Source organism: Candidatus Krumholzibacteriia bacterium, assembly GCA_030748535.1.
Taxonomy (GTDB): Bacteria; Krumholzibacteriota; Krumholzibacteriia; order JACNKJ01; family JACNKJ01; genus JASMLU01.
This window is the reverse complement of record JASMLU010000005.1, coordinates 53,068-78,353: the sequence shown is the minus strand read 5'-3', so window position 1 is coordinate 78,353 and position 25,286 is coordinate 53,068. Positions and strand designations below refer to the sequence as shown.

Sequence of the window (25,286 nt, the reverse complement as noted above, 5' to 3'; positions counted from 1 at the left end):
CGCTTGATCAAGAACCTTCAGAGCATGTTCAAGATTCCCGACCTCCGTACGAGGATCGGGTTTACCGCCATGATGTTGGTGGTCTATCGCCTCGGTGGTCACGTGACCATTCCGGGCGTGAACCGTCTTGCGATCCTGGAGTTCTTCCAGGGCCAGGGTGGAGGAATCCTGCAGCTCTATGATCTCTTTGCCGGTGGAAACCTCTCCAAGGCCACGATCTTTGCGCTGGGGATCATGCCCTACATCTCTGCGTCGATCATCATGCAGCTCTTGCAGGCGGTGGTTCCCTACTTCGAGAAACTGGCCAAGGAAGGCGATGAGGGAAGAAAGAAGATCAACCAGATCACTCGCTATGGGACGGTCTTGCTAGCGTCCATGCAGTCGATTGGTGTGGCTTTCTTCCTTCAGTCCATGGGCCCCCAGGTTGTCAGCAGCCCGGGAATCCCCTTTATCCTGGTGACGATCCTGACCCTGACAACGGGCACCATCTTTGTCATGTGGCTGGGAGAGCAGATTACCGAACAGGGAATCGGAAACGGGATCAGTCTGATCATTACGATCGGGATTATCGCCCGTTATCCGGCGGACCTGCTCAACACGATCAAGGCTCTTCAGACCAAGCAGATGAGCTACATGGGTGGCATCGTCCTTGTGATTGTAATGGTGGGGATTATTGCCTCGATCATTCTGATCACCCAGGGCCAGCGCCGGATTCCGGTGCAGTACCCCAAGCGGGTGGTGGGAAGAAAAGTCTACGGTGGGCAGAACACCCACATTCCTCTTCGCGTGAACACGGCCGGCGTGATTCCTATCATCTTCGCCCAGGCCTTTGTCATGTTCCCCGCAACGATTTCCAGCATGGTTCCGGGGAATGTGTTCATGGACACGATTACTCGAGCCCTCTCGCCGGGGACACCAATCTATGTCATCATCTACTCGTTGATCATTATCTTCTTCGCCTACTTCTACACGGCCATTGTTCTCAACCCGGTTGACATGGCGGAAAACATGAAGAAGTTCGGCGGCTTTATCCCCGGGATTCGTCCCGGAAAGAACACGGCGGCCTTTATCGACCGCTCCCTGAGTCGCATTACCCTTCCCGGCGCGATCTTTTTGGCCTTCATCGCCGTCCTGCCGGACATCATGATCAGCAAGTTCAAGGTGCCTTTCTACTTTGGTGGCACGGGACTGCTGATTGTCGTGGGTGTGATGCTTGACACTCTCCAGCAGGTGGAAAGCCACCTCTTCATGCGCCACTACGATGGATTCATGAAGAAGGGCAAGCTGAGGAGCAGGAGATAGAATGAATCTGGTTTTTCTTGGAGCGCCGGGTTCAGGAAAAGGAACACAGGCTCAACTCGTCAGGGATCGCCTCGAGTTGGCCCATATTTCGACCGGGGACATCCTCCGTTCGGAAATTGATGAAGGCTCCGAGTTGGGGCTTGCTGCCAGGAAAGTAATGGAGGCGGGAAAGCTTCTGAGCGATGAGATCATCCTGCAGATGATGCGCCAGAGGCTGATGAAGGAAGACTGTCAGGGCGGATGGATCCTGGATGGTTTTCCGAGAACTCTCGCCCAGGCGGAGGGACTTGACGGGATTCTTGAGGAGGCCGGACTGGCCATGGATCTCGGAATCCTGATACAGGTTCGTCCCGAAGAAGTGATTCAGAGATTGTCGGAAAGAAGAACCTGCAGGGACTGCGGGAAGATCTTTTGCGGCGGAGATCTGGTCTCTGAGGGTGAGGAAGTGTCGGAGGAAGGAAGTTGTCCGGTTTGTGAAGGCACCTTCTACCTGCGGGATGATGACCGCCCTGAGACGGTTCGGCAGCGCCTGGAGGTTTTTGAAGCCGAGACGGCGCCCGTTATCGATTACTTCCGGGACAGGGACAAGGTGGTGGAAATCGATGGTTCCCAGCCTGCGGACCTGGTGAGCGATGCCATCCTGTCGATTCTTCGGGATCGTTTCGCAGCGCAGTCTTGATGTGATAATACGCAAGACGCCAGAGCAGATCGAAAAGATGAACGTTGCGGGAACAGTCCTGCGGCGCTCCCTGAATGCCGCAGGCGAGGCCATGGCGGCTGGTGTCCGGACCAGGGAGTTGGATGAACTGATTCGCGGAGTGATTGAAGCCGCGGGCGCGCGCCCGGCCTTCAAGGGTTACATGGGTTTTCCCGCGAACAGTTGCATCTCCGTCAATGAGGCGGTGGTGCATGGGATCCCCGACGATCGCAAGCTCCGGGACGGGGATCTGGTAAGTATCGATGTCGGGGTTGAACTGGACGGATTCATGGCCGATTCAGCCCGGACCTTTCTCCTGGGGGACGTAAGCCCGGAGAATCGCCGTTTGGTCGAAGTGACCCGCCGAAGTCTGGAGAAAGGCCTTGAACAGTGCCATCCGGGTCGGCGAGTGGGAGACATCTCTCACGCAGTTCAGATCACCGTGGAAGCTCATGGCTTTTCCGTGGTTAGAGAACTGGTGGGGCACGGGATCGGGGAGAACCTTCATGAGGACCCCCAGATTCCGAACTTCGGGCCTCCGGGTCGCGGCCCGGTTCTGGAAGCCGGGATGGTCTTTGCCATTGAACCGATGGTCAATGCCGGGACCGACCGGGTTCGCACCCTGAAGGACGAGTGGACGGTGGTAACTGCTGACGGGAAGTTCTCTGCTCATGAGGAGCACACAGTTGCCATCACAGAGAAGGGCCCGAAAATACTGACGCTTCTGGATTAGTCCAGGGCGGGAGGACAATGGTAAAACAGGGAGCAATTTCGGTAGAGGGAACCGTGCTGGAAGCCTTGAGCAATGCGATGTTTCGTGTAGAGCTTGAGAACAACCATACGGTCCTTGCCCACGTGGCTGGCAAGATGCGGATGCACCTGATTCGTATTCTTCCCGGTGACAAGGTCACGGTCGAGCTTTCGCCCTATGACCTGACTCGTGGGAGAATTGTCTACCGTTACAAGTAGAGCACCGGATCTCCGGTGAACAACGGGGTAAATGATGAAAGTACGTGCCTCAGTGAAACCGATTTGTGACAGCTGCAAGGTGATTCGCCGCAAGGGGATTGTGCGTATCATCTGCAAGAAAAATCCGCGGCACAAGCAACGCCAAGGTTGATGGAGGAATAAGTTGGCTCGAATTCAAGGTGTAGACCTGCCCGCTCAGAAACGGATCGTGGTTGCCCTGACCTACATTTTCGGGGTTGGACGCTCGACCAGTGAGTCGATTCTGTCGGCGACGGGAATCGACGAGAGCATCCGGGTGAAGGATCTGACCGAGGAACAGAATGCCCTGCTCCGCGATGAGATCAACAAGCCCGAATACAAGACGGAGGGAACTCTTCGGACCGAGAACTCCATGAGCATCAAGCGACTGATGGACATCGGTTGCTATCGTGGCCTTCGGCACCGCAAGGGACTTCCGGCGCGCGGGCAGCGCACCAAAACAAATGCACGCACGCGCAAGGGCCCCAAGGCTCGCCCGGGCGGCAAAAAGAAGTAGTTTCGTTTTCCTGAGGGGAAGCAGGGTTTAGGGCAATTGCCCGTTTGAAATTCTGAGGAGGAAGAAATGGCTGGACCTAACAGGTCTTCCAAAAAACTGAAGATTGATCCGGTGGGCGTGGTTCACATCAAGTCCAGTTTCAACAACACCATCATTACGGTGACAAACCGCAAGGGAGAAGTGCAGGCCTGGGCCAGTTCTGGAACCGCAGGTTTCAAGGGAAGTCGCAAGAGTACTCCCTTTGCCGCACAGCTCGCTGCCGAGAAAGTGGTTCGCGAAGCGATGAACGCAGGGCTTCGCAGTTGCGAGATTCATCTGAAGGGCCCCGGGCCAGGCAGGGAAGCCGCGATTCGCTCGGTTCACGCGACCGGGATTGAGGTCACCGGAATCCGGGACAAGACCAGTATGCCGCACAACGGTTGCCGCCCCACGAAGCGGCGCAGGAACTAATTTAGCCGCCAAGAGGCAAGGAATCCAAGAGGAGGACGATCGATGGCCCGTTACCACGGTCCGAGATGGAAATTGAGCCGACGCTTCGGAGAGAGCATCTTCGATGATTACAAGGCTCTGGAACGCAGACCCTATCCGCCGGGACAGCACGGGCGGGGTCGCCGCAGGAAGGTCTCCGAGTACGGTATCCAGCTTACGGAGAAACAGAAGCTCCGCTACCTCTACGGTGTGCTGGAAAAGCCCTTCCGTAACTATTTTGCGAAGGCTGCGAGCATGAAGGGCGTGACCGGCACGAACCTGCTTCAGTTGCTCGAAGCTCGCCTGGACAACATGGTCTACCGCATGGGATTCGCTCCGACGCGACGCATGGCCCGGCAGTTGGTCGGTCATCGTCATTTTCTGGTCAACGGCAAGCTCGTCGATATTCCGAGCTATCGTTGTAAGCCCGGAGATGTGGTCTCTCTGCGCGAGAAGAGCCGCAAGAATGCTCATATTCTTGAGGCAATCAAGAATTCGACGGGACGCGGAAGGGTTTCTTTCGTGAGTCTGGATGAGGGCGCCTTTGAAGGCACCTTTGTCAATGTGCCGGAGCGCACGGACATTCCGACCAATGTCCAGGAGCAACTGGTCGTCGAACTCTACTCCAAGTAGGATTTTAAACGAGTCTTTACGAAGGGAATTCAGAATGAAGTGGAAGAACGTTCTGATGCCGAAGAACATCGAGATCCAGAAGGAAGAGGAATCTCCGAATTTCACCCGGTTCACCATTGAACCGCTGGAGCGTGGATTCGGACAGACTCTCGGGATCTCACTACGCAGAACCCTGCTCAGCAGCCTGCAGGGCGCGGCAGTGGTTGCAGTCAAGTTCGAAAATGCTCTTCACGAGTTCACGAACATCCCCGGTGTTCTTGAAGACGTGACGGACATTGTGGTGAACCTGAAGCAACTGGTGGTTCGTCTCAATACGGACACCTGGCACAAGCTTTACCTGGACATCAACAAGGCCGGCCCTGTGACGGCGGCTGACATTACTCAGGATCCAACGGTGGACATCGTCAACCCGGATCTTGTTCTCTGCCACCTGAATAAAGGCGCGAGCCTGAAGGCGGAGATTCTGATCGGAGACGGGCGGGGCTTCGTTCTTGCGGAAAACCACGATCTCACGGACTCCTCCTTGGGAGTGGTTCCCGTCGACTCGATCTTCTGCCCCGTTCGCAAGGTGAACTTCAAGGTGGAAGACACCCGCGTTGGCCAGCGAACCGACTATGATCGCCTGATCATGGAAATCACGACCAATGGTGCGCTGCGCCCGGAAGAGGCCCTTGGCTTCTCTTCGAAGATTATCAAGGATCACCTTTATCTCTTTATCAACTTCGATGAAGAGCCTCTTGACGAGGTTGAGGAAGAGGTGGATGAGGAGTTGGAGCGTATCAAGGAGACTCTGGCCCGTGGCGTCGACGAACTGGAACTCAGTGTCAGGAGTGGAAACTGCCTGAAGGCTGCGAACATTCGCACGATTGAGGAACTGGTTGTCAAGACGGAGCAGGAGATGCTCCAGTATCGCAATTTCGGCCGCAAGAGCCTGAGAGAAATCACGGAAATCCTCGAAGGCATGGGCCTTCACTGGGGAATGGATCTGGACGTTCTTCTCGGCGGCGGTGAAACCGGCAGCCTGAAGGATCAGCTGGAGAAGGACCTGACCCTGACCTAGAGTTCAAGAGACTGGAAGAGAGAAGTCATGCGACATCGTCATAGAGGAAATCGCCTGAACCGTCCCGCCGATTCCCGTCGGGCACTGCTCAGGAACATGGTAACGAGCCTCTTCAGCGAAGAGAGAATCACCACTACGGCCACAAAGGCCCGGGAAGCACGCCGGTATGCCGAGAAGATGATCACTTTCGCCAAGCGGGGGGATCTGAACTCAAGGCGGCAGGCTGCACGCTTTGTGAACGACCCGAAGGTGCTGCAAAAGCTCTTTGCTGAAATCGGTCCACGTTATGCGGATCGTCCCGGGGGTTACACCCGTATCATGAAGCTGGGAAAACGCCGTGGCGATGATGCCATGACGGCGATCCTGGAACTGGTGGAGCCGGACTTCAAACCCCGGCCCAAGCGCGAGAAGACTCTCCTGAAGGCTCGTGACACCGAGCCGGTGGCGGAGGAAGCTCTGGCACCTGCCGAGGAAACTCCCCCGGAGACTGAAGAAGACTAGTCTGTTTCTTTCCGCTCCCCTTTGGGGGAGCTTTTTTTTGTCTGGCACTCGCCCTTGAGCCCTCCTTTTCTCTGGCAATCCCGTCTTCTGAAATCTACCTTGCACCATGGAGGTTTTCATGGAGATTCTGCTGGATGTGCTTCGCGAGTTCTGGTTTCTGCTGGAAGAGATGTCGATCTACCTTCTCTTCGGATTTCTTGTCGCCGGCTTCCTTTCGGTGTGGATTTCCTCAGAGCAGATTGAAAGACACCTTGGAAAACCCGGGATGGGACCAATCTGGAAGGCCTCCCTCTTCGGGATTCCTCTGCCCCTGTGTTCCTGCGGAGTGATTCCGGTAGGAGCCTCCCTTCGCCAGCATGGAGCAAGCAAGGGTGCCACCGCATCTTTTCTGCTCTCCACGCCCCAGACCGGGGTGGACAGTATTCTGGCAACCTGGAGTCTTCTCGGGCCGGTCTTTGCGGTCTTTCGCCCACTGGCTGCCCTGGTGACCGGGGTGGTCGGGGGAGGCCTGATTGCTGCGAGGGACCGGGGTGAGAGTGTCGAAACGACGGAGGTGGAGGCTTGCAGTGACGGCTGCGGTTCCACGCCTGTAGAGGGAAGCACCCTCAGTCGTGCCCTTCGTTACGGCTTTCTCACTCTTCCCCGCGACATCGCCCGTGCCCTGATTCTCGGCCTGCTGATTGCGGCCGTGATTTCCGCGCTTCTCCCCGAGGACTTCTTTGGAGCTTCCCTGGGCTCAGGACCTTTGGCACTGATCGTCATGATGCTCGTGGGAATCCCGATCTATGTCTGTGCTACCGGGTCGATTCCACTGGCTCTGGCCATGATGCATCTGGGAATGTCACCGGGCGCAGCTCTGGTATTCCTGATCACGGGCCCCGCAACCAATTCTGCGGCGATCACCACCATCTGGAAGATTCTGGGTCGAAGTTCTGCGCTGATTTATTTGGCGACCGTTGCGACTCTGGCACTTCTCAGCGGTTTTACCCTCGACTTCCTTTTTTCCCGTGACTGGATTCTGGGTAACTGGAAGCCGGAAATGGCGCATCACTCGATGCTCCCTCACTGGGCGTCTCTCCTTGGCGCCTTGTTGCTTGTCGCTCTGCTGCTGGTCGCCCTGCTTCCGCGACGCAGGACCTCTGAAAGTGATTTAACTCGTGATGATTTCCAGATCCTGAAGGTGAAAGGGATGAACTGCGGGCACTGTGTGGAGTCCGTCACTCGGGCTCTGCAGGAGTGCGTGGGAGTGGAGAGCGCAGAGGTGAGCCTTGAGGAAGGTCTTGCCAGGATCCGGGGACCGGTGAAGGACTTTGCTCCCCTGATTTCTGCCGTGGAGGCTCTCGGCTTTCAGGCGAGTCGTTAGAAAACCGGGGCCGAAGCCCCGGCCTTCAGAAGCTTCTTATCCCCACTTCAAGAGCAGGGTGGAAGGGTCGAGTTCGAGGTGCAGGTCTGCAAGTTCCTCGTTCTCATGATCCTTTACAATGCGAAGAGCCACATGATCCGAACGGGGCTCGAGACGGATGATCACGGAGAGGAACTCGTCAAAACGGGCGACTTCCATGGGGACATCCCGTTCGTCCCGCTTCTGGCCCTCACGATGTCTCAGGGCGGAAACCCACAGTTCCACCTTCTTCTCCACCGCAAGGTTCTTCAGGGTAAGCAGATCATCTTTTGAGGCAGACTCAAAGTCAGGCCAGCCGTCAATGATCAGGGCTTCGGGCACAAAATCCGCATGGCGCTCCAGAAACTCCAGAGACTCGCGAATCCGTCCGATCGTAAACTCATGATCCCGATAGCTGAGGAGGTGGCGATGACGCTCCATGGTCAGGCGCGAGTCTGCGGCATCTTCCAGTTTCTTCGAACGGCAGAGTTCGGCGAAGATCTCATCATAGAAGTCGATGAGGTGTGCAAAGCCGTCACCAATCGTGACATGGAGAACCTTGCGCTCCCCAAGGGCTGCATCCAGCGCGATACCAATCAGCATGGCGGTCTTACCGACTCCCTTGCGGCTGGTCACCACTCCGATGTTTCCCTTGCCCAGCCCTCCGTGGATCGAGCGTTCAAAGACCCTCAGGGGACTTCTCTTGTTCAATTCACTGCGTAATACCATCGCAGAACCCCCTATTTCCCTTCCTTGCGCTTCTCAAGATACTCCTTGTGGAGATCTTCAGCCACCTGAGCCGGGGCCGGCGAATAGCGCTTGAATTCCATGGTGAAACTGGCCTTGCCCTGCGTCACTGAGCGAAGAACCGTAGCATAACCGAACATCTCGGCAAGAGGAACCTCTGCATCCATACGAATGAAGCCCTCGTCTTCCGTGGTTCCGAGAACAATCGCTCGCCGTTGCATGAGAGTACCCATCGCATCGCCCTGGAACTCCCGGGGCGTCTCGACAGAAACGAGCATCAGCGGCTCCAGAACCCGGGGCTTTCCCTTCTGGTAATACTCGCGGAAGGCATTGCGGGCGGCCGTCATGAAGGCCATGTCCGAAGAATCCACCGCATGCGAGTTTCCGTCCTGCAGAATGACCCGGATTCCCGTGACGGGAGCACCAATGGTCATTCCCTTTTCCAAAGCGCTCTTGAAGCCCTTTTCCACGGCCGAGATGTACTCGGTGGGAATGTTGCCTCCGGTTACATCATTGACGAACTCGAAGTCAGTGTCTTCGCTGGGCTCAATCCGGCCCACCACCTTACCGTACTGGCCGGAGCCACCGGTCTGCTTCTTGTGCGTATAGTCGAAGTCGATCGAGCGGCTGATAGTTTCCCGGTAGGCAACCTGCGGCGGGCTGACTTCTACCGTGGCCTTGTATTCGCGCTTCATGCGTTCGATATAGACTTCCAGGTGAAGCTCGCCCATGCCTTGAATGATCGTGTCACCGGTCTCTTCGTTTGTGCCCACGCGGAAGGTGGGGTCTTCCTTGGTGAAGCGCTGAAGGGCCTTGGACATATTGTCCTGGGACTTCTTGTCTTCGGGTTTTACCGAGAGACTGATTACCGGCTCGGGAACAAACATCGAAGCCATACTGGCTTCGAGACCCGGAGCGCAGAAGCTGTCGCCGGAGGCACAGTCCACGCCGAAGAGAGCGATAATGTCTCCCGCTTCGGCCTTATCGATGTCTTCCATCTTGTCTGCGTGCATACGGACGAGGCGGCCGATCTTGACCTTCTGTCCGCTTCGGCTGTTGATTACCGTGTCACCCTTGATCAGGGAACCCTGATAGATGCGGATGTAGGTCAACTGACCGTATTGCCCGTCTTCCAGTTTGAAAGCCAGGGACAGCAGGGGATCGCCCGGATCGTTGCTGACCCGGAAGCTGTCTCCCTCTTTCCCTTTTTCAAGGTGAATCGCCTCGTTCACGACTTCCGTGGGGTTGGGAAGGTAGCGCAGGACAGCGTTCATCAGCTTTTGAACTCCCTTGTTCTTGTAGGCCGAGCCGAGAAGAACAGGAGTGAGTTCCTGATCGAGAGTCCCCTTACGGATTGCCTCGTGAATCATCTCTTCACTGGGACTGCCTTCGAGCATCGCTTCCATCATCTCTTCACTGAACATGGAAGCTGCATCAAGCAGCATCTCTCTGCGGGTTTCCGCTTCGGGAAGCAGGTTCGCAGGGATTTCTTCCTCGCGAAGAACTTCCCCGTTTTCGCCATCGAAGTAGACGGCCTTCATGGTGACCAGATCCACGATGCCATCGTGATCTGCTTCCAGTCCAATGGGAATCTGGATCATAACGGCATTGTGACCGAGCTTTTCAGAGAGCTGCTCGGTGACACGGAAGGGATTGGCGCCCGAGCGATCGCATTTGTTGACGAAGGCGATGCGGGGAACCTTGTAACGCTTCATCTGCCGATCCACGGTGATCGACTGGCTTTGCACGCCGGCCACGGAGCAGAGAATCAGGACGGCTCCGTCAAGAACCCTCAGACTGCGTTCCACCTCAATGGTGAAGTCCACATGTCCGGGCGTGTCGATGATGTTGATGTGGTGCCCTTCCCAATCGACATGGGTGGCGGCGCTGGCAATCGTGATGCCTCGCTCCCGCTCCAGTTCCATGGAGTCCATGGTGGCGCCCACGCCGTCCTTGCCCCGGACCTCGTGGATCGCATGGATCCTGTTGGAATAAAACAAGATACGCTCGGTTAACGTGGTCTTTCCCGAGTCGATATGTGCACTGATCCCGATGTTGCGGACCATTCCCAGGTCGAAACTCATCCCTGTCTCCTGAATGTCGTGGATTGCCGCCGGAGGGGCGGATTGGAACTGAAGGCGCAAGATACTATCAAATGATCACTTGGCAAGGGTCTATCTCTGTTTTTCGCCCACATTTGGTATCGGCATTTCTGGAATACCGAAGGGAGATCGGATATACTCGAAACCTCAAAAAGGGAGAAAGCAATGAAACGGATTTCGATACATCTCGCCTGTTCCTTTCTGGTTCTTGTCTCTCTGACCGTCAGCGCTCACGCTCCCATTCACAGTCCCTGGCCCTGGGACGATGGGGAGCGCTACGACAACACCTGGTTCAAGGACTTTATGATGGATGCTCCCTGGAGGGTCATCGACGAGGACACGCCCATTCCCCTGACCGTGATTCTCAAGGATTGCGACATGGACGACATCCGGGAGCTTCACTGGATTGAATGCATCGATACTTCCACGGGCGCGAGGATCTGGTTCCACGACTTCAATGATGAGAGAATCGGCAACAACGCTTCCGAAGACAACTACTGGACCTGGATCACCACGGTTACGGAAAACCATGACTGGCTCCCCAACGGTACTCTCCTGACACCAGCCAATCTCGGCTATGGCACAGGAGACCGCATTCCCCTGCGCGTGGAGATCTATTACAAGGACGACTGGTTCAACTACTCGGAGACTCGCCATCTTCGCATTGAAGTAGGCAGTGGACCTTTCCCCTGGCCCGCCAACTGGTTCGGTGGAGATGTTCACTACCACACGATGTACACGAACAACATCGCCGAATACGGAGCCCCGATTCCCGCAGTGAAGCGGGCCGCAAAGGCGGCCGGAGTGCACTGGCTCTGTGTGACCGACCATTCCTGTGATCTGGATGAAACTGGTGACGGCAGTTTTTCCTACGGAACGGATGAGTGGGAGTACACCATCCAGGATGAGAACGGGATCCACGAACACTATCGGGATGTCAGTTCGCTGGGAGGAAGCTGGGAGTCTATCCAGTTTGATATTGACCAGGAAATGGATCCCGGGTTTCGGCTCTACCGAGGAGTGGAAATCAATCTTGCCTCCGTCGACGAGTCCTCTTGGGACAAGACCATGCATACCCTGTTCTACAATCCCTCCTACATTCATTCACCCAACAGTGGGGCCTTCGGCGAAAGGCCCGTCTATCCCAACCTGCCCGACGGACTTGCAGCTCTTGACCCGGGGGGCTTCGCCTATGCAGCTCACCCGAAGAGCTCTCTCTCTGCCGAGTGGGGGGGCACGGACTGGGGCGTAAATGGAACCGAATGGGGGCTTGTCAACCTTGGAACGGCTCTCGGCTATGAGGGCTTCCGGGGAATTCAGGCCTTCAATACCCGGAACCTCTACGAGTCCTACGACCAGTACAATCCCTGGGGAGATTTCAATGCGGGCAATGCTGCCGACAATCCCTACCCCAATGAACTGAATCAGGGTCTGGATCTTTGGGACACCCTTCTGCAGAGCCATCTCTCCCAGGATCCGCCAAGGAAGGTCTTTTTTGCGGGCGGCAGCGATGCCCACGGAGATTTCAACTACTCCACCCACATTGGAATCGACAACTACGCCACGGACTCTGCCATTGGAAAAGTGCAGACCGTTGCCTATTGCCCCGGCAGCTGGGGCCCCGGCAATCTTCCCCCGGTGGAGGAAATCATGGAGGCCTACCGGGCCGGGCGCACGGTATCCACGGATGGCCCCTTTCTCGAAATCGGACTGGATCGGGATGACGATGGAGACTGGTACGAAGAGGGCGACCTCATGATCGGTGACTCGGGAAGCGTGAACAATGGTCTTCCCCTTCCCCTGAAAATCCGCTGGAGCAGCCTCCCCGAGTTTGGAGAGGTGGATCGGGTGACTGTTTATGCAGGCGACAGCGGCGGTCTGCAGGAGATCCTTCAGCTATATCCCTCAGCGGGAGAAGCCTATGCGGGATCCTCTTCTCTGGATCTCAACGGCTTCAGTTTCGAGGGATGGCACTATCTGCGTGCTGAACTCCTGACGGAAGATGGAGAAGCCGGGCATCGTGCCTATACAAACCCGATCTGGATGTTCTTCGACAGCGCAACAGACGTGGCCAATTCACTTCCCGGCTTCCGCCTGGAGCAGAACTGGCCGAATCCCTTCAACCCATCCACCGAAATCGTCTTCCATCTGTCGAAGGAGAGCATTGCGAGTCTGGAGATTCTGGATGCCAGCGGCCTTCTTGTCCGGTCTCTGGTCCAGGAGTTACTGCCCCAGGGCGAGTATCGCTATCGCTGGGACGGGCGCGATTTCCGCGGAAGAGCCGTCAGTTCGGGAATCTATTTCTCCCGGCTTCGATTGGGAGATCGGGAACTGAGCAGAAAAATGTTGCTCCTGAAGTGACAAACCGGTTTCACTGGCCACTTTCTCAATTGATGTTGGTGGCACGGTCTACGATGTTGCCAGGATTCCCGACTATGACTTTGCCGTTGCGGTCAACGGAGATTTGAGTATCGAGTGGGTGGGAGTCAGCAATCCCTGTGTGATTCCAGGTTCTCTGGTCACGCCCAGTGTGGACACCTGCGTGGAAGTGCAGGAGTATATCGCCTACACGGGAGCCGTCGATGGGGTTTACTCCTATGGCGTGTACTATCCGGACAATCCCACCTCTCCACTGCGAGGAGACTTCTGTAGACCCCGGTACTCCATCGGCCATTACCCCGACACTCTCCGCTTGGCCCAATCCCTTCAACCCCAGAGTCTCTCTGGAAGTTGGGGCGGAGGTTTCAGGGGAATTCCGACTTGCTGTTTTCGATCTGTCAGGAAGGGAAGTGGCTTGCCTGCATGAAGGCACCTGGGACGGAAGCACTCTGCATTGGAACGGTAGAGACCGATGGGGGAGGGAACTTCCCAGTGGAATCTACTTCGCCGACTCAAAACGAGCCGGGCGAGCGTAAGCCGCAAGATGGTTCTTCTGAGATGAAATGCAGGGGCTTGTCGGAGGACAGAGCCCCTGCAAGCTTAGACAGTAGTTTCTCTGGCGGTTCTGGAATCCTGTTTCTTGTCTTCCTCGCAGGACTCCTTCTCCGTGCTGAAGTCCATCTCCGCAAGTCTCTTGTACTGCCGATACCGGGCTTCCGCCTCTTTCTGGCCGTCTGCAAGCAGAGCATCACTGAGTTTTGGGTCGCTCTTTGAGAGCATGCTGAAGCGGGTTTCCATCATGGCAAAGTCCTTCAAGGGAATCGAAGGTTCTTTTGAGTCCAGACTCATGGGACTCTTGCCCTCCCGGATCAGGTCCGGGTTATAGCGATAGAGGGGCCAGTGCCCGGAACTGACAGCGGCCTTCTGGTTGTCCGTCATCTTGCCCATGTCGATGCCGTGTGCAATGCAGGGGCTGTAGGCCAGGATCAGGCTGGGGCCCTCGAACTGTTCCGCCTCAATCAATGTTCTTACGGTGTGAGTGTCATTGGATCCCATGGCCACCTGTGCCACGTAGACATTGCCATAGCGCATGGCCATCATGCCGAGGTCCTTCTTGCGGGAGGGACGACCGCTGGCCGCAAACTTGGCGACAGCACCACGGGGCGTGGCCTTGCTCATCTGGCCGCCCGTGTTGGAGTAGACCTCGGTGTCCAGCACCAGGATGTTGACATTACTTCCGGAAGCCAGAACATGGTCCAATCCTCCGTAACCGATGTCATAGGCCCATCCGTCTCCTCCCATGATCCAGACGCTCTTGCGCACCAGGTTCTCGGAAAGATCGAGAAGCCTGCGTGCCGAGCGACCCTCCATGTTCCGGAGCTTGTTGCAGAGATTCTCCACACGCTTTCTTTGCGCATGGATCTCGGTCTCCTCATTCTGGTCTGACTCCAGGATCTCGCGAGCGAGATCGGTTCCAATCTCACCCTGAAGCTCCATCAGCAGCTCGCGGGCCATGGTGTCCTGCTTGTCGATAGCAAGGCGGAAGCCCATGCCGAACTCGGCATTGTCCTCAAAGAGGCTGTTGCTCCAGGCAGGGCCTCGCCCCTCGGCATTGACAGCCCAGGGAGTGGTCGGAAGATTTCCCCCGTAGATTGAGGAACAGCCGGTAGCATTCGCTACGACCATCCTGTCTCCAAAGAGCTGGGTGGCCAGCTTGACATAGGGCGTTTCTCCGCAACCGGGGCAGGCACCGCTGAACTCAAAGAGAGGTTCCAGGAACTGGCTTCCCTTGACCTGTGCGTGCTTGACCTTATCGCGACCGATTTCCGGAATATTCAGGAAGAAGTCCCAGTTCTCTGCCTCCTGCTCGCGCAGGGGAAGTTGTGGCTCCATGTTGATGGCCTTGAGTCCTTCAACCTTCTTGTTCGGAGCAGGGCAGACATGGACACAGACCTGGCAGCCTGTGCAGTCTTCGGCAGCAACCTGAAGGCTGTACTTCAAGCCTGCAAACTCCTTGCCCCGGGCATCACAGGATTTGAAGTGTTCCGGCGCACCCTCCAGAATCGAAGCTTCATAGATCTTGGGACGAATGGCTGCATGAGGGCAAATGATCGCGCACTTGTTGCACTGGATGCAGGTCTCCATGTCCCAAACAGGGACCTCAAAAGCAGTGTTTCGTTTCTCCCAGCGGGCCGTGTCCGTGGGAAAGGTGCCATCGACAGGCATGGCGGAGACAGGCAGCTCGTTGCCGCGCCCCGCAATGATCTCGGCCGTGACTTTCTGCACGAAGTCCGGGGCTCCTTCCGGGACCGGCGGACGAATGGTGGAGGAAGATGTCACCGAGTCGGGGATGGCAAGTTCGTGAAGGCCTTCCAGGCTCCGATCGACCGCCTCGTAGTTCTTCTTTACTACTTCTGCTCCCTGCTTGCCGTAGGTCTTTTCGATGGAGTTCTTGATGGCTTCTATGGCTTCTTCTCTCGGCAATACTCCGCTGATGGCAAAGAAGCAGGTCTGCATGATCGTGTTTATGCGACGCCCCATCCCGGCATCCCGTGCCGCCTGATAGGCATCGATCACGAAGAGCTTCAGCTTTTTCTCGATGATGTCGCGCTGGGCTTTCTCCGGCAGAGTCTCCCAAACCTCTTCGGCTGCGACCTGGGAGTTGAGCAGGAAGATCCCACCTTCCTTGCAGATCTCGGTCATGTCGAACTGGTCGATGAAGACGCTCTGGTGGCAGGCAGCAAAGTCCGCCTTGCTCACCAGATAAGTGCTTCGGATCGGTTTCTTGCCGAAACGCAGGTGGCTGGTAGTCGTGGATCCGGACTTCTTGGAGTCATAGACAAAGTAGCCCTGGGCCCAGTTGTCCGTACCTTCCCCGATGATCTTGATGGAGTTCTTGTTGGCTCCCACCGTTCCATCGCTTCCGAGGCCAAAGAAAACTGCCTGGAATGTGTCCCCGCCCTCCAGAGTCCAGTTCGGGTCGTAGTCGATGGACTTCCCGCTGACATCGTCCTTGATCCCAAGAACAAAGTGGTTCTTCGCTGCGTCTTTCGACATTTCCTCGAAGAGACCTATGACCATGGCGGGAGTGAACTCCTTGCTGCTCAGCCCGTATCGCCCGCCGATAATGCGGGGCATTTCGGGGAAAGGAAGCCGGCCTTCGACGGCGGCTTCTGCAAGGGATGTGACGACATCGGAGTAGAGCGGTTCGCCCAGACTTCCCGGCTCCTTGCAGCGATCAAGGACGGCCAGGGTGCGTGCACTGCCGGGGATTGCGGCGAGCAGATGCTCGGTAGAAAAGGGGCGATAGAGCCGCACCTTGACGAGGCCGACTTTCTCGCCGGCAGAAACGAGTTGATCAACCGTCTCTTGAGCGGCTTCTGCACCCGAGCCCATCATGACGATGACTCTTTCGGCCTCCGGGTCACCGTAGTAGTCGAAGAGCCGGTACTGCCGCCCGGTCAGTTTGGCAAAGTCCTGCATACACTCTTCCATGATGGCGGGGACAGCATCATGGAAAGGATTGGCGCGCTCGCGAGCCTGGAAAAAGACATCGGGGTTTTGCGCGGAGCCCCGCAGGACAGGGTTGTCGGGACTCAGGGCGCGGGCCCGGTGTTCGGCAATCAGTTCATCGTCGAGCATGGCGAGGATGTCTTCGTCCTCCAGCATTTCCACTTTGAGGACTTCGTGGGAGGTTCGGAAGCCATCAAAGAAGTGCAGGACGGGGAGCCGACTTTTCAGGGAGGCAGCGTAGGAGATGAGGGCGTGATCCATGGTTTCCTGGACATTGCCGCTGGCCAGCTGGGTCCACCCGGTCTGCCGGACACTCATGACATCGCTGTGGTCGCCGAAAATGGACAGGGCGTGGGTGGCGATGGTTCGGGCAGAAACATGGAAGACGGTCGATGTCAACTCACCGGCAATCTTGTACATGTTCGGAATCATGAGCAATAGGCCCTGCGAAGCGGTGAAGGTGCAGGTCAGGGCACCCGTCTGGATGGCTCCGTGAACGGCCCCGGAAGCTCCCCCCTCACTTTGCATTTCCACAACATCCGGGACAGTTCCCCAGACATTTTTCTGCCCTTTTGACGACCATTCGTCGGAGAGTTCTCCCATGGAAGATGAAGGGGTGATCGGGTAAATTGCGATCACTTCATTGATTCGATGGGCAATGGAAGCGGCAGCTTCGTTACCGTCGATGGTCACCATTTTGCGGCTCATCACGTTCCTCCCTGTCTTTCTGCCTCTAATGTAAAGCGATTGAGCCCCTTTGCCATAGGCATTTTCACTCTTTTGAAACCCAATATGCGGACCTGAGGCTTCTTCCTTGAAACCGCACCCCCGACTGCCTTAAAATAGACGCTCGTGTCGTTTCGCCCCATTGAATCAGGTTTTGGGAGGATGTCCATGCGCTGGTTTCTTCTGACGGTCTGCCTCAGTTTGCTTTTGACTCCCCTTTGGGTCTCTTCCTCTGAAGTGCATCTGAGGGCGGGTACAATGTCCCCCGAGAGCGGATCCCTTCCCATTCTTGTCGAGAGCGACACTTCCCTGTGGGTTCTCTGTTTTCTGGAGACTCCCGGCCGCCAGCATCGACAGGAGTTGGAGAGCCGGGGTGCGGAAGTCCTGGGCTACCTTCCCGAGAATGCCTATCTCCTTCGTTGTGAGTCTCCGGAGAACCTTGACGACATTCCCGGCCTGGCTTTCCGGGCCGCCTACCTCTCCCAGTGGAAGATGCCTCCCGGCCTGCAAGTGTCGGGAGGTATGCTGGAGCTTTCACTGGATCTCTTGCCCGATGTCTCCGTCTCCGATTTTGCGAATCGCGCCTCTGCCCTCGGCGCAGAAGTGCTTCGGCTCATCCAGACGGAATCCCTTTCCCGCGTGCAGCTTCGAAGTCCCGGTTTTCTGCTGGAGGATCTTTGCAGACTGGAAGGGCTGCGCTGGATGGAGCCCCTTGCACAAAGGGAAGAGCGCCTGAATGATGTCTGCTGGGTGGTGCAGGCGGCGACCAAGGACTCCCTGCCCGTGTGGGACGCAGGAGTCATGGGGGAGAACCAGGTTCTCGGGCACATCGACTCGGGTCTGCAGTACGACAACTGTTTCTTTGCCGATCCGGACGGCAATCCCATTGGCCCGGATCACCGGAAGATCGTCTACCTCGGCGATTCCAATACGATCTCCAGCCACGGGACCCACACGGCGGGGATCCTGGCCGGTGATCTCGAAGCCATGGACTGGGGTTGGGAGCCACAGACACGCGGCATGGCTCCGAAGGCTCGCTTTGCCCACTCGGCCTATAGTGCCTGGGGTTTTGATCTTTTTGAAACTCTGGAAGCCCACCACAGTCACGGAGCCCGCATCCACAGTAACTCCTGGGGTGATGACAGTAGCACCGACTACACTCAGGACTGCCGGGACATTGATGCCTTCAGCTGGCAGTACGAGAGTGACCTCGTGGTCTTTGCAGAAACCAACCAGAGCGATCTTCGCACGCCGGAAAACGCGAAAAACGTACTGGCTGTTGCCGGAAGCCACAATGGGCTGGGAATGATCTATCACGGACGCGGGGGGACCGGTCCCACGACGGACGGTCGCCGCAAGCCGGAGATCTATGCCCCCGGAGTCAGCATCCAGTCTGCCTATCCCTCCTCCAGTGGCCCGGAAAACCCCAGCGGCTACTGCCGAACGATCTACACTTCCGGAACCTCGATGGCCTGTCCGGCCGTGGCTGGCAGCGGTGCCCTGATCCGCCAGTATTTCGAAGAGGGATGGTATCCTTCCGGCAGCCCCCAGGCCTCCGATTCCCTGAATCCCTCCGGCTCTCTCGTAAAGGCCATGCTTCTCAACTCCACGCGGGACATGACCGGAATCGACGGCTACCCCGGAGATCTGGAAGGCTGGGGCCGCCTGCAACTGGACTGGGGGATCTTTTTTGGAGAAGACCCCCGTCGTCTCTATGCGGAAGATGTCCTTCACGCAGAAGGTCTGGAAACGGGAGAAGAGAGCACTTACAGCTTTGAGGTTTTTGATTCCGAAGAGCCTCTGTCCGCTACCCTGGTCTTCCATGACTATCCCGGTGAGCTCAGTGCTGCTTACCCCGTGGTGAACAATCTCGATCTGGAAGTGGAGAGCCCCTCGGGTCTGGTCTATCCGGGGAACTCTTTCAAGGCGGGGTACTCCTCTTCCGATGGCGAGGCGGATTCCCTGAACACGGTTGAACGCGTGCTTCTGCCGGATCCGGAACTCGGCCTCTGGACCCTTCGTGTAATTGGCAGGGAAGTACCCATGGGTCCGCAAGGTTATGCCTTGGCCGTCAGTGGTCCTCTGAGCGACAACACTCCCGTTGCACTGGGCAGCTTCCAGGCGGAGGTTCTGGAGTCTTCAGTTCGCCTTCGCTGGCAGCTTCTTCCCGGGGCCGCCTCTCCGGAGTTCCGGGTGGAGGTCGAGGGCGCTGGCCTGCAGCGGACTCTGGAAGTGGGCCATTCAGACAATGGACTCTATGTGCTTATGGATGATCATGCCATTCTCGCCCGGGGTGGCGTGTTCCGGTATGAGCTTTTCAGCCGCGAGGGGGAGAGCGATTGGCAATTCCAGCGGGGGGAGAGCCTGTATCTGGAACCGGCGGATTTGGCCAGCCGGCTTCTCGGAGCCTGGCCCAACCCCTTCAATCCCCGTACCCTGATTCAGCTGGAAATGAAGGCCGCCGGGCAGGCCAGGCTTGCGGTCTACGACCTGTCCGGCCGCCTGCTTCGGCTACTGCTGGATGAATCGGTGGAGGCGGGTCGCCTGGATGTCACATGGGACGGGCGGGATGAAGCCGGGCAGGATCTTTCCAGCGGGGTCTACTTTCTCCGCTTTGAAAGCCGCGGAGTTTCCGAGGGGCGCAAGCTGGTTCTGATTCAATAGAAAAAACCCTCCCTCTTTCGAGGGAGGGTGATTGAGCAATAAGCCGGCTAGATGCTTTCGCGGGTTTCCTTGAAGGCGATTCCCAGTTCAGCAAGCTCTGCGAGAACCGGCTGGTAGATGCCCGGAAGAACCGGCACATGCACGCCTTTCTCCGTGATCTCGCCCTGGAGAATCATCCGGGTCGCAATGGCCGCCGGCAGGCTGACGGTGCGGGCCATGGAGGAATCCCCGCCCTCCTGTCCGAAGTCCACGAGCGTTGCGACGATTCTCTCCTTCGCAGCATCGGGATACTCGGCTTCGAAGGTGTGCTGAAGGATGATCATGTCGAGTTCCCCCTCGGCGTAGGGCAGCTTCACCAGAAGGCGATCGGCCAGAACGTCGAGCTTCGTGGTCTTTGATCCCGGAATGATCTCTTCACTGAGCAATCCCAGCCACTCCATGCGGGAGATGAGATCTGCGTCGGTGCCGACATCGAGGAACTTCGCAAGGTCTTCTTTCAGGTCGCCCTCGGACTTGATCAGTTCGGCGAAGAGCTTGCGGTAGGTCTTGCCCTCGACCTCAACCTCGTCCAACTCGAACCAGCCACAGTCAGAGAGAGCTTTCCAGGTCGCACAGTGCCCCAGATTGCGGATGGTTCCACGGAAGAGCACCTTCGTGTCATTGAGTCCGTAGATCTCCTGATAGCCCATGGAGTCGCGGTTCGGGTAGACCTCATAGGCACCGAGTCCGTCCACATCAATGTGACGCACATCGCCGAAGAGGTCCTTGCCCTCGGTAGCAACGACACTTCCGTCCATGAGATAGCGGGCGGAGTTTCGGGCCGCCAGAACCACGCCACGTGGGCTCCATGAGAACTTGTAGCCCCAGGGAGTGGTGGTGGCCTCCGGAGAGGGCAGTCCACCGCAGTTGGACATGAAGCTCGTGACCTTGCCGCCCTTGCCTTCCACATCGTGAATGACCTCCATGGCCGACATGTGGTCGATGCCGGGATCAAGGCCGATCTCATTGAGGATGATGATGCCCGCATCACGCGCCTGCGTGTCGAGGGCTTTCATCTCGGGGCTGACATAGGAAGTCGTGACCATCTGCTTCTTCAGCGAGATGGCGAGTTTTGCAACGGTCAGGTGATGAATCCAGGGGACGAGGCTGATTACCAGATCGCAGTCGGCAATGAGACTGCCGAGAGCTTCCTCGTCCTCAATGTTGAAGGAGATAGCCTTGCCGCGGGGATGGTCTCCGACCATGGCTTCGGCCTTGCTTACCGTGCGGGTAGCCACGGTCACTTCGAACTCGGGGACATTCAGCAGGTACTGGACGAGAGGGTTGGTAACCAGACCCGCTCCAAGGACCAGAATCTTCTTGCTTTCCGACATGTTCACTCCTTTGCTCGCCCTAGGGCTACTTCTGTTCCAGAAACTCCGAAAGATACTGATAGTCCGGTGTGAGTTGGCCACGATGCGTGATGATGGCCCGCTTCAGATCCGGTGACAGTTCCAGTTTGTCCAGAGGCTGGCGGAAGTCGGCCAGCGAAAGCTCCGGAAGATAGTTCTTCAGCGTTCTGCTGAAATGCTCCGAGGAGTCCTTCGGGATTTCGCTCGGAAGAATGTCGACGGCCATGACCGCGATGCCGGTCTTCTGCACACCGTCATCCCATTGATCCTGAAGGGCATCGTAGGTGAAGCAGGGGACATCCGGCTCGGTGGCCTTGGAGGTGAACTCGATCGAGCCCTCGATGTCACAGCTGATGTCGCCGATCACGCGAAGAGGTGCCCCCGATTTCTGAAGGCGAAGTGCATCTTCACGGCTGGCCAGGCGGGGGTAGTCCGGGGTCCAGAAGATGCAGTTTACCAGCGCGGTGAGCCTGGGCAGGTAGCGGGAGAAAACGCCCCGGTACTTCTCGGGGTGCTGGTAGTAGTCCTGGAGTTCGAAGTCATGGTCTCCTGCGGGCTCCACCATGTCTTCTTCGCGAAAGACCACCTTGTAGACACAGTCTCTTCGGGCTTTTCCCTCAAAGAGAGATTCCAGTTGACCGGGGGAGATTTCTTTATGGGGCAGGGTGTCGAATACATCCTGGGCTCCCAGGCTGACATTGCCATAACCCGCAAAGCCCATGACCAGGGGGCAGAGTTCTTCGGGGAGTCCTTCCCGGATCCTGTCCCCGAGGTCGGAGATCCGCTTCATGGCATCGTCCAGCCCGTCGTACTGATAGGCTTGGCGGACTTCCGCAAAGGGAGTGTTCCTTCTCTCCAGTTCGAATCGCTGTCCGAGAGCGTGGAGAGTTTCGATCATGCCGGCCTGGCCTGCCTGCCGCCCGAAAAAGACCAGTCGGCGGCCTTGTTCGTCCTCGATTTTTTCGTAGTCGATGAGCGTGATCTTCTTGTCGAGCAGGGCCTGCAGGAGGGGCATGTTGTAGCTCTGCCCCTTCACGACATGTGCGAAGAAGAGGTAGGCGCGGTCGGGCAAGAGCAATTCGGCGGGAACTTCCTTGACCGCAAGAATGACATCGGCTTCGGAAAGGTCTTCGGTGAGAAGGGCACCGGCAGCAACGAATTCCTCGTCCGCATAGGTCCGGATGGAGGAGGGCTGGACAAGAAAAGACATGCGGTGACGCTGGATCAGGCGTTCCATGTCAGGAGGGACCAGGGGAACCCGACGCTCCCAGATGTTCTTGTCCTCGATCCTGATGCCGATGCGGTGCTTCATGGTTCTCCCGATTCTGAATGAGGGGATGGACATAGTACACAGGCATGCCCTTGCTTTCCAGATCTTGTAGAGAGGAAAAAGGAGGGCGGAGCCGGGTTTATCCGGTCTCCGCCCAAATCCCTTCCCGATCCCCGCGACGCGGTTTTCTCACTCACCCTCCGGCGAGCGGGGATCCCCGATCTCTCCCGGTTCAGGCGGTGTGGAGCCTGTTCCGGGGTCTGCAAGAAAGCAGCGCTGGATGAGATGGTCGAGGAAGGGGGCCATCTTCCCGTGAGGAAGAGGGCCTTGATCGTCCGGGCCGGATTCCGTGCCCCGGGAGTCTGTGAGTCTCTCCTGAAGGGGGAGAGAGAGCTGGCTGAGGATAATTCCCCCAAGCAACAGCAGGTGAAGCTGAAAGGGGTCGGTCTTCGGCATTTCCTTCCCCGGTGAACTGCCGCGAAGAGACTCCTCGAGAAGAGACAGACTCTGCTTTGTGCTGCCGAGTGCCTCCTCGCCCAGGTGCTGACCCCCGGCCAGCAGTTCCCGCAAGAAGAGGGAAGAGAACTCCGGCTTCCCTGCGAGAATCTCTGCGAGAGAGCTTCCCCAGCCTCGAAGCCGCTCCTCCGGACTTGGACGGGAACTGAGATTCTTGGCCATTTCCTCCGCCACGGTCCGGAAACTGTCCTTGAGAACCGCCCGATACAGCCCTTCCTTGCCGCGGAAGTGGTAGCTGATCAGGGCGCGGTTTACCTGGGCCTTCTCGGCCAGATGGTCAATGCGTGCCCCCTCGAGACCCTTCTCGGCAAAGAGCTGCTTTCCGGCATCGAGAAGTCTCTTCCGGGTCGCTTCGCTACTGGTCTTGAGGATCGGGCTCATGTTCTCTCTTGAATGTATGTTTTATTTGAATGTTTAGATAATACAGATGTTCAATGAAAAGGTCAAGGGAAAAGCGGGAAAAAAAGGAGATCAGGGTCGGGGAGTTTTATCTTTCCGGAGTTGAAGAATCGCATCTCTCAGGGGGAAATCCAGAGAATCCCGGGCCATTACCCGGCATTCGAGCTGAAGAAGTTCCTCATAGGAGGGACCGGCCATCAGGTCGGGACTGTTCCCCAGTCGGGCCAGAAGGCTGGCACCCTTCTTTGGTTCCGCAATCCTTGCTGCCTGGGAACACTGGTGGAGACCCGCCCGCGCCCAATGTCTGCTGCGATCATCAAGAAGAGAATCCTGACTTCCGAAGAGCCAGGGGCGGAGAGAGGTAGCTGCCTGTCGCAAGAGCTCCCGGTGCATGTCCCAGGCCTGCTGGTCCCGGCTCAGGAGAAAGTGACGGGAGAGGGCACAGAGGGCAATCCCCCGATGGAGGACTTTCTCCCGGTCCTGGACTCTTCCTTTCAGGGCATAGCTGTGATGGCGAAAGAGAAAAGGAGTGGCCGCTTCGATCTCCCCTTCCCGGAGAAGAGCTTCTACAATCAGGAGCGCAGGAAGAGGATCCTCTTTGCTTCGGGGGCCCACCTTTTCCCGGGCGTACTCCGCAAGAGGAGTCGCCATGGCGGGAAGCGAGGCGAGAAGAACAAGAATGCAAAGGAGAGTTCTCATGCCTCTATGCTAGGGCTTTTTCCCGGGAATCTCAAGCCGAAGCTGTTTCAGGAGAACCAGTTTCCCCCTCCGGATTTCCCCGTTCGTGCTGAGTCTTGCGAGATAAACCCCGCTGGGCAAGTCCCGTCCCTTTTCATCCCGTCCATCCCATTCGCAGGGCGGTAGCTGTCACACCTCCGGCTGGGTGGCCGATGAAGATGCCGCCGATGATGGCGACCTCAGCGACAATCAGGATGGCCTGCCAGGAATGCACGGCACCTTCCGTCGCGGTGGAGTGGACTGTGAAGAATGTCATGGTATGGGAGCCCAGCACGCCTTTGTGCCGGGTAGCTACACCATGACGGTGGACGACAGCAATGATCTCTGCGGACGTTGCCACACCGATGCAGACGGAGTGGGTGGCGAGTACAGTGCAAAGACCCTGGAAGAACTCTCTGCCTTTGCTGCAGGGATTCATACCGAGGTCTTGCCCTGGTTTCGGTCTGAATCAGAATCGTTGTCGCGGGGGAAACCCCGCGGGTTTTTATGCGTAAAGGTCTGGATACGACCCATAGGAGACCGATGAAGAATCTCATTCCTGTTTCCCTTTTGCTGATCCTGTCCCTGTCCGCCCTTGCCGAAGCTTCGGATCCAGTCCTGCAGCGAGCCTTTGAACGCGCCGACCGGGAAGAGATCTTTCTGCCCTACTCCTGTTCCATGGAGAGCCATGTCTTGATTCACAAGGGAAGGAACAAGAAGCAGAGAGAGGAAATCAATCGAGCGAATTGGGAGGTTTGGAGTCCAGACTCCATCAAGGTGAGTGGAGAGGAAAGGGAGATTCTATTCCAGAAGGAAGAGGAAGAGGAAAAAAGGGTGGAGATGGGAAAGGGGGGTGGGGAGTCCCGGAGTTTCGATGTTCTCGATGAGGGCAGACGCTCCCTTTACCGGTTCGAGGCCAAGGGGCTGGAACTGTTCAATGAAAGGGAACTACACCGCTATGACTTTGAGCCTCTGAAAAAGGCGAAAGATCTCTGGGAGGGAAGCCTCTGGATCGATTCGGAGACAGGTCTTCTTGCCTCTGTGGATGCCGGTCTTTCAAAGAAGAGTTTTGGGCTGAAGGCCTTTTCCATGAACATGGACTTCATCGACTGGGAGGGCATGAGTCTGGCCCGTCAACTCACTATGGAGATCCATGTCAAGGTGCCACTGCTTGCGAATATGCGGATCCGCACGGAGAGCAAGTTTCGGGACTTCCAGAGGATTCCGGTGCCATAAAAAAGGGGAGCCTTTCGGCTCCCCTTCCCCTTATTGACTCAATACCAGAGTTTTACACTTCGACCGTTTCCTTTTTAAAT

23 protein-coding genes are annotated in these 25,286 nt (G+C 57.1%); 16 read left to right on the top strand and 7 right to left on the bottom strand.

Going from position 1 to position 25,286, the window contains the following annotated elements:
- The first annotated feature begins 3 nt into the window (after positions 1–3).
- From secY to QGH30_06815, 11 genes are all read left to right on the top strand, one after another.
- Entirely contained in the window at positions 4–1,302 is a 1,299-nt protein-coding gene (gene secY, locus QGH30_06865) for a preprotein translocase subunit SecY (protein ID MDP7022054.1), read from the top strand.
- Position 1,303: 1 nt separating this feature from the next.
- A complete protein-coding gene (locus QGH30_06860; protein ID MDP7022053.1) occupies positions 1,304–1,981 on the top strand; it encodes an adenylate kinase in 678 nt (225 codons plus the stop codon).
- A 1-nt stretch (position 1,982) separates the two neighbouring features.
- Positions 1,983–2,732 (top strand): type I methionyl aminopeptidase, encoded by a 750-nt coding sequence (gene map, locus QGH30_06855; GenBank protein ID MDP7022052.1) that lies wholly within the window; start codon positions 1,983–1,985, stop codon positions 2,730–2,732.
- A gap of 17 nt (positions 2,733–2,749) precedes the next feature.
- The gene (gene infA, locus QGH30_06850; GenBank protein MDP7022051.1) at positions 2,750–2,968 is read left to right on the top strand and encodes a translation initiation factor IF-1; all 219 of its coding nucleotides are present in this window, start codon (positions 2,750–2,752) and stop codon (positions 2,966–2,968) included.
- A 34-nt stretch (positions 2,969–3,002) separates the two neighbouring features.
- On the top strand, positions 3,003–3,119 hold the full coding sequence (gene rpmJ / locus QGH30_06845; GenBank protein MDP7022050.1) for a 50S ribosomal protein L36: 117 nt from the start codon (positions 3,003–3,005) through the stop codon (positions 3,117–3,119).
- A gap of 12 nt (positions 3,120–3,131) precedes the next feature.
- The gene (gene rpsM, locus QGH30_06840) at positions 3,132–3,503 is read left to right on the top strand and encodes a 30S ribosomal protein S13 (GenBank protein ID MDP7022049.1); all 372 of its coding nucleotides are present in this window, start codon (positions 3,132–3,134) and stop codon (positions 3,501–3,503) included.
- Between the two features lie 66 nt (positions 3,504–3,569).
- Entirely contained in the window at positions 3,570–3,953 is a 384-nt protein-coding gene (gene rpsK, locus QGH30_06835; protein MDP7022048.1) for a 30S ribosomal protein S11, read from the top strand.
- Between the two features lie 42 nt (positions 3,954–3,995).
- Entirely contained in the window at positions 3,996–4,604 is a 609-nt protein-coding gene (gene rpsD / locus QGH30_06830; protein ID MDP7022047.1) for a 30S ribosomal protein S4, read from the top strand.
- A 34-nt stretch (positions 4,605–4,638) separates the two neighbouring features.
- Positions 4,639–5,664 (top strand): DNA-directed RNA polymerase subunit alpha, encoded by a 1,026-nt coding sequence (locus QGH30_06825; GenBank protein ID MDP7022046.1) that lies wholly within the window; start codon positions 4,639–4,641, stop codon positions 5,662–5,664.
- Positions 5,665–5,691: 27 nt separating this feature from the next.
- Positions 5,692–6,165, top strand: coding sequence for a 50S ribosomal protein L17 (gene rplQ / locus QGH30_06820; protein MDP7022045.1), 474 nt, complete (start codon positions 5,692–5,694; stop codon positions 6,163–6,165).
- 118 nt (positions 6,166–6,283) lie between these two features.
- Positions 6,284–7,528 carry an SO_0444 family Cu/Zn efflux transporter gene (locus tag QGH30_06815; GenBank protein ID MDP7022044.1) on the top strand — a complete coding sequence of 415 codons (1,245 nt, stop codon included), beginning with the start codon at positions 6,284–6,286 and terminating at the stop codon, positions 7,526–7,528.
- 36 nt (positions 7,529–7,564) lie between these two features.
- On the opposite strand, the gene QGH30_06810 is transcribed toward QGH30_06815, so the two are convergent.
- Both QGH30_06810 and fusA read right to left on the bottom strand, forming a co-directional pair.
- Entirely contained in the window at positions 7,565–8,275 is a 711-nt protein-coding gene (locus QGH30_06810; protein MDP7022043.1) for a hypothetical protein, read from the bottom strand.
- An 11-nt stretch (positions 8,276–8,286) separates the two neighbouring features.
- On the bottom strand, positions 8,287–10,377 hold the full coding sequence (gene fusA, locus QGH30_06805) for an elongation factor G (protein ID MDP7022042.1): 2,091 nt from the start codon (positions 10,375–10,377) through the stop codon (positions 8,287–8,289).
- Positions 10,378–10,560: 183 nt separating this feature from the next.
- On the opposite strand from fusA, the gene QGH30_06800 reads away from it, so the two are divergent.
- Both QGH30_06800 and QGH30_06795 read left to right on the top strand, forming a co-directional pair.
- Positions 10,561–12,756, top strand: a complete 2,196-nt coding sequence (locus QGH30_06800) for a FlgD immunoglobulin-like domain containing protein (protein MDP7022041.1) — start codon at positions 10,561–10,563, stop codon at positions 12,754–12,756.
- Between the two features lie 103 nt (positions 12,757–12,859).
- Positions 12,860–13,201 carry a hypothetical protein gene (locus QGH30_06795; protein MDP7022040.1) on the top strand — a complete coding sequence of 114 codons (342 nt, stop codon included), beginning with the start codon at positions 12,860–12,862 and terminating at the stop codon, positions 13,199–13,201.
- A gap of 173 nt (positions 13,202–13,374) precedes the next feature.
- On the opposite strand, the gene nifJ is transcribed toward QGH30_06795, so the two are convergent.
- Complete coding sequence (nifJ, locus tag QGH30_06790; GenBank protein ID MDP7022039.1) at positions 13,375–16,995, bottom strand: pyruvate:ferredoxin (flavodoxin) oxidoreductase; 3,621 nt, start codon at positions 16,993–16,995, stop codon at positions 13,375–13,377.
- Between the two features lie 186 nt (positions 16,996–17,181).
- Here nifJ and QGH30_06785 point away from each other — a divergent pair, with 186 nt between their 5' ends.
- Complete coding sequence (locus QGH30_06785; GenBank protein ID MDP7022038.1) at positions 17,182–19,677, top strand: S8 family serine peptidase; 2,496 nt, start codon at positions 17,182–17,184, stop codon at positions 19,675–19,677.
- A gap of 47 nt (positions 19,678–19,724) precedes the next feature.
- Here QGH30_06785 and QGH30_06780 read toward each other — a convergent pair whose 3' ends face one another.
- From QGH30_06780 to QGH30_06765, 4 genes are all read right to left on the bottom strand, one after another.
- Complete coding sequence (locus QGH30_06780) at positions 19,725–21,131, bottom strand: saccharopine dehydrogenase C-terminal domain-containing protein (protein ID MDP7022037.1); 1,407 nt, start codon at positions 21,129–21,131, stop codon at positions 19,725–19,727.
- Positions 21,076–22,380 carry a bifunctional lysine ketoglutarate reductase /saccharopine dehydrogenase family protein gene (locus QGH30_06775; GenBank protein MDP7022036.1) on the bottom strand — a complete coding sequence of 435 codons (1,305 nt, stop codon included), beginning with the start codon at positions 22,378–22,380 and terminating at the stop codon, positions 21,076–21,078. Before QGH30_06775 ends, QGH30_06780 begins: the two co-directional genes overlap by 56 nt.
- 147 nt (positions 22,381–22,527) lie before the next feature.
- Complete coding sequence (locus QGH30_06770) at positions 22,528–23,235, bottom strand: TetR/AcrR family transcriptional regulator (protein ID MDP7022035.1); 708 nt, start codon at positions 23,233–23,235, stop codon at positions 22,528–22,530.
- A 90-nt stretch (positions 23,236–23,325) separates the two neighbouring features.
- Positions 23,326–23,952 carry a hypothetical protein gene (locus QGH30_06765; GenBank protein ID MDP7022034.1) on the bottom strand — a complete coding sequence of 209 codons (627 nt, stop codon included), beginning with the start codon at positions 23,950–23,952 and terminating at the stop codon, positions 23,326–23,328.
- 184 nt (positions 23,953–24,136) lie between these two features.
- On the opposite strand from QGH30_06765, the gene QGH30_06760 reads away from it, so the two are divergent.
- Together QGH30_06760 and QGH30_06755 are read left to right on the top strand one after the other, a co-directional pair.
- A complete protein-coding gene (locus QGH30_06760) occupies positions 24,137–24,517 on the top strand; it encodes a cytochrome c3 family protein (protein ID MDP7022033.1) in 381 nt (126 codons plus the stop codon).
- Complete coding sequence (locus QGH30_06755; GenBank protein MDP7022032.1) at positions 24,514–25,206, top strand: hypothetical protein; 693 nt, start codon at positions 24,514–24,516, stop codon at positions 25,204–25,206. Before QGH30_06760 ends, QGH30_06755 begins: the two co-directional genes overlap by 4 nt.
- Positions 25,207–25,286: the final 80 nt, after the last annotated feature.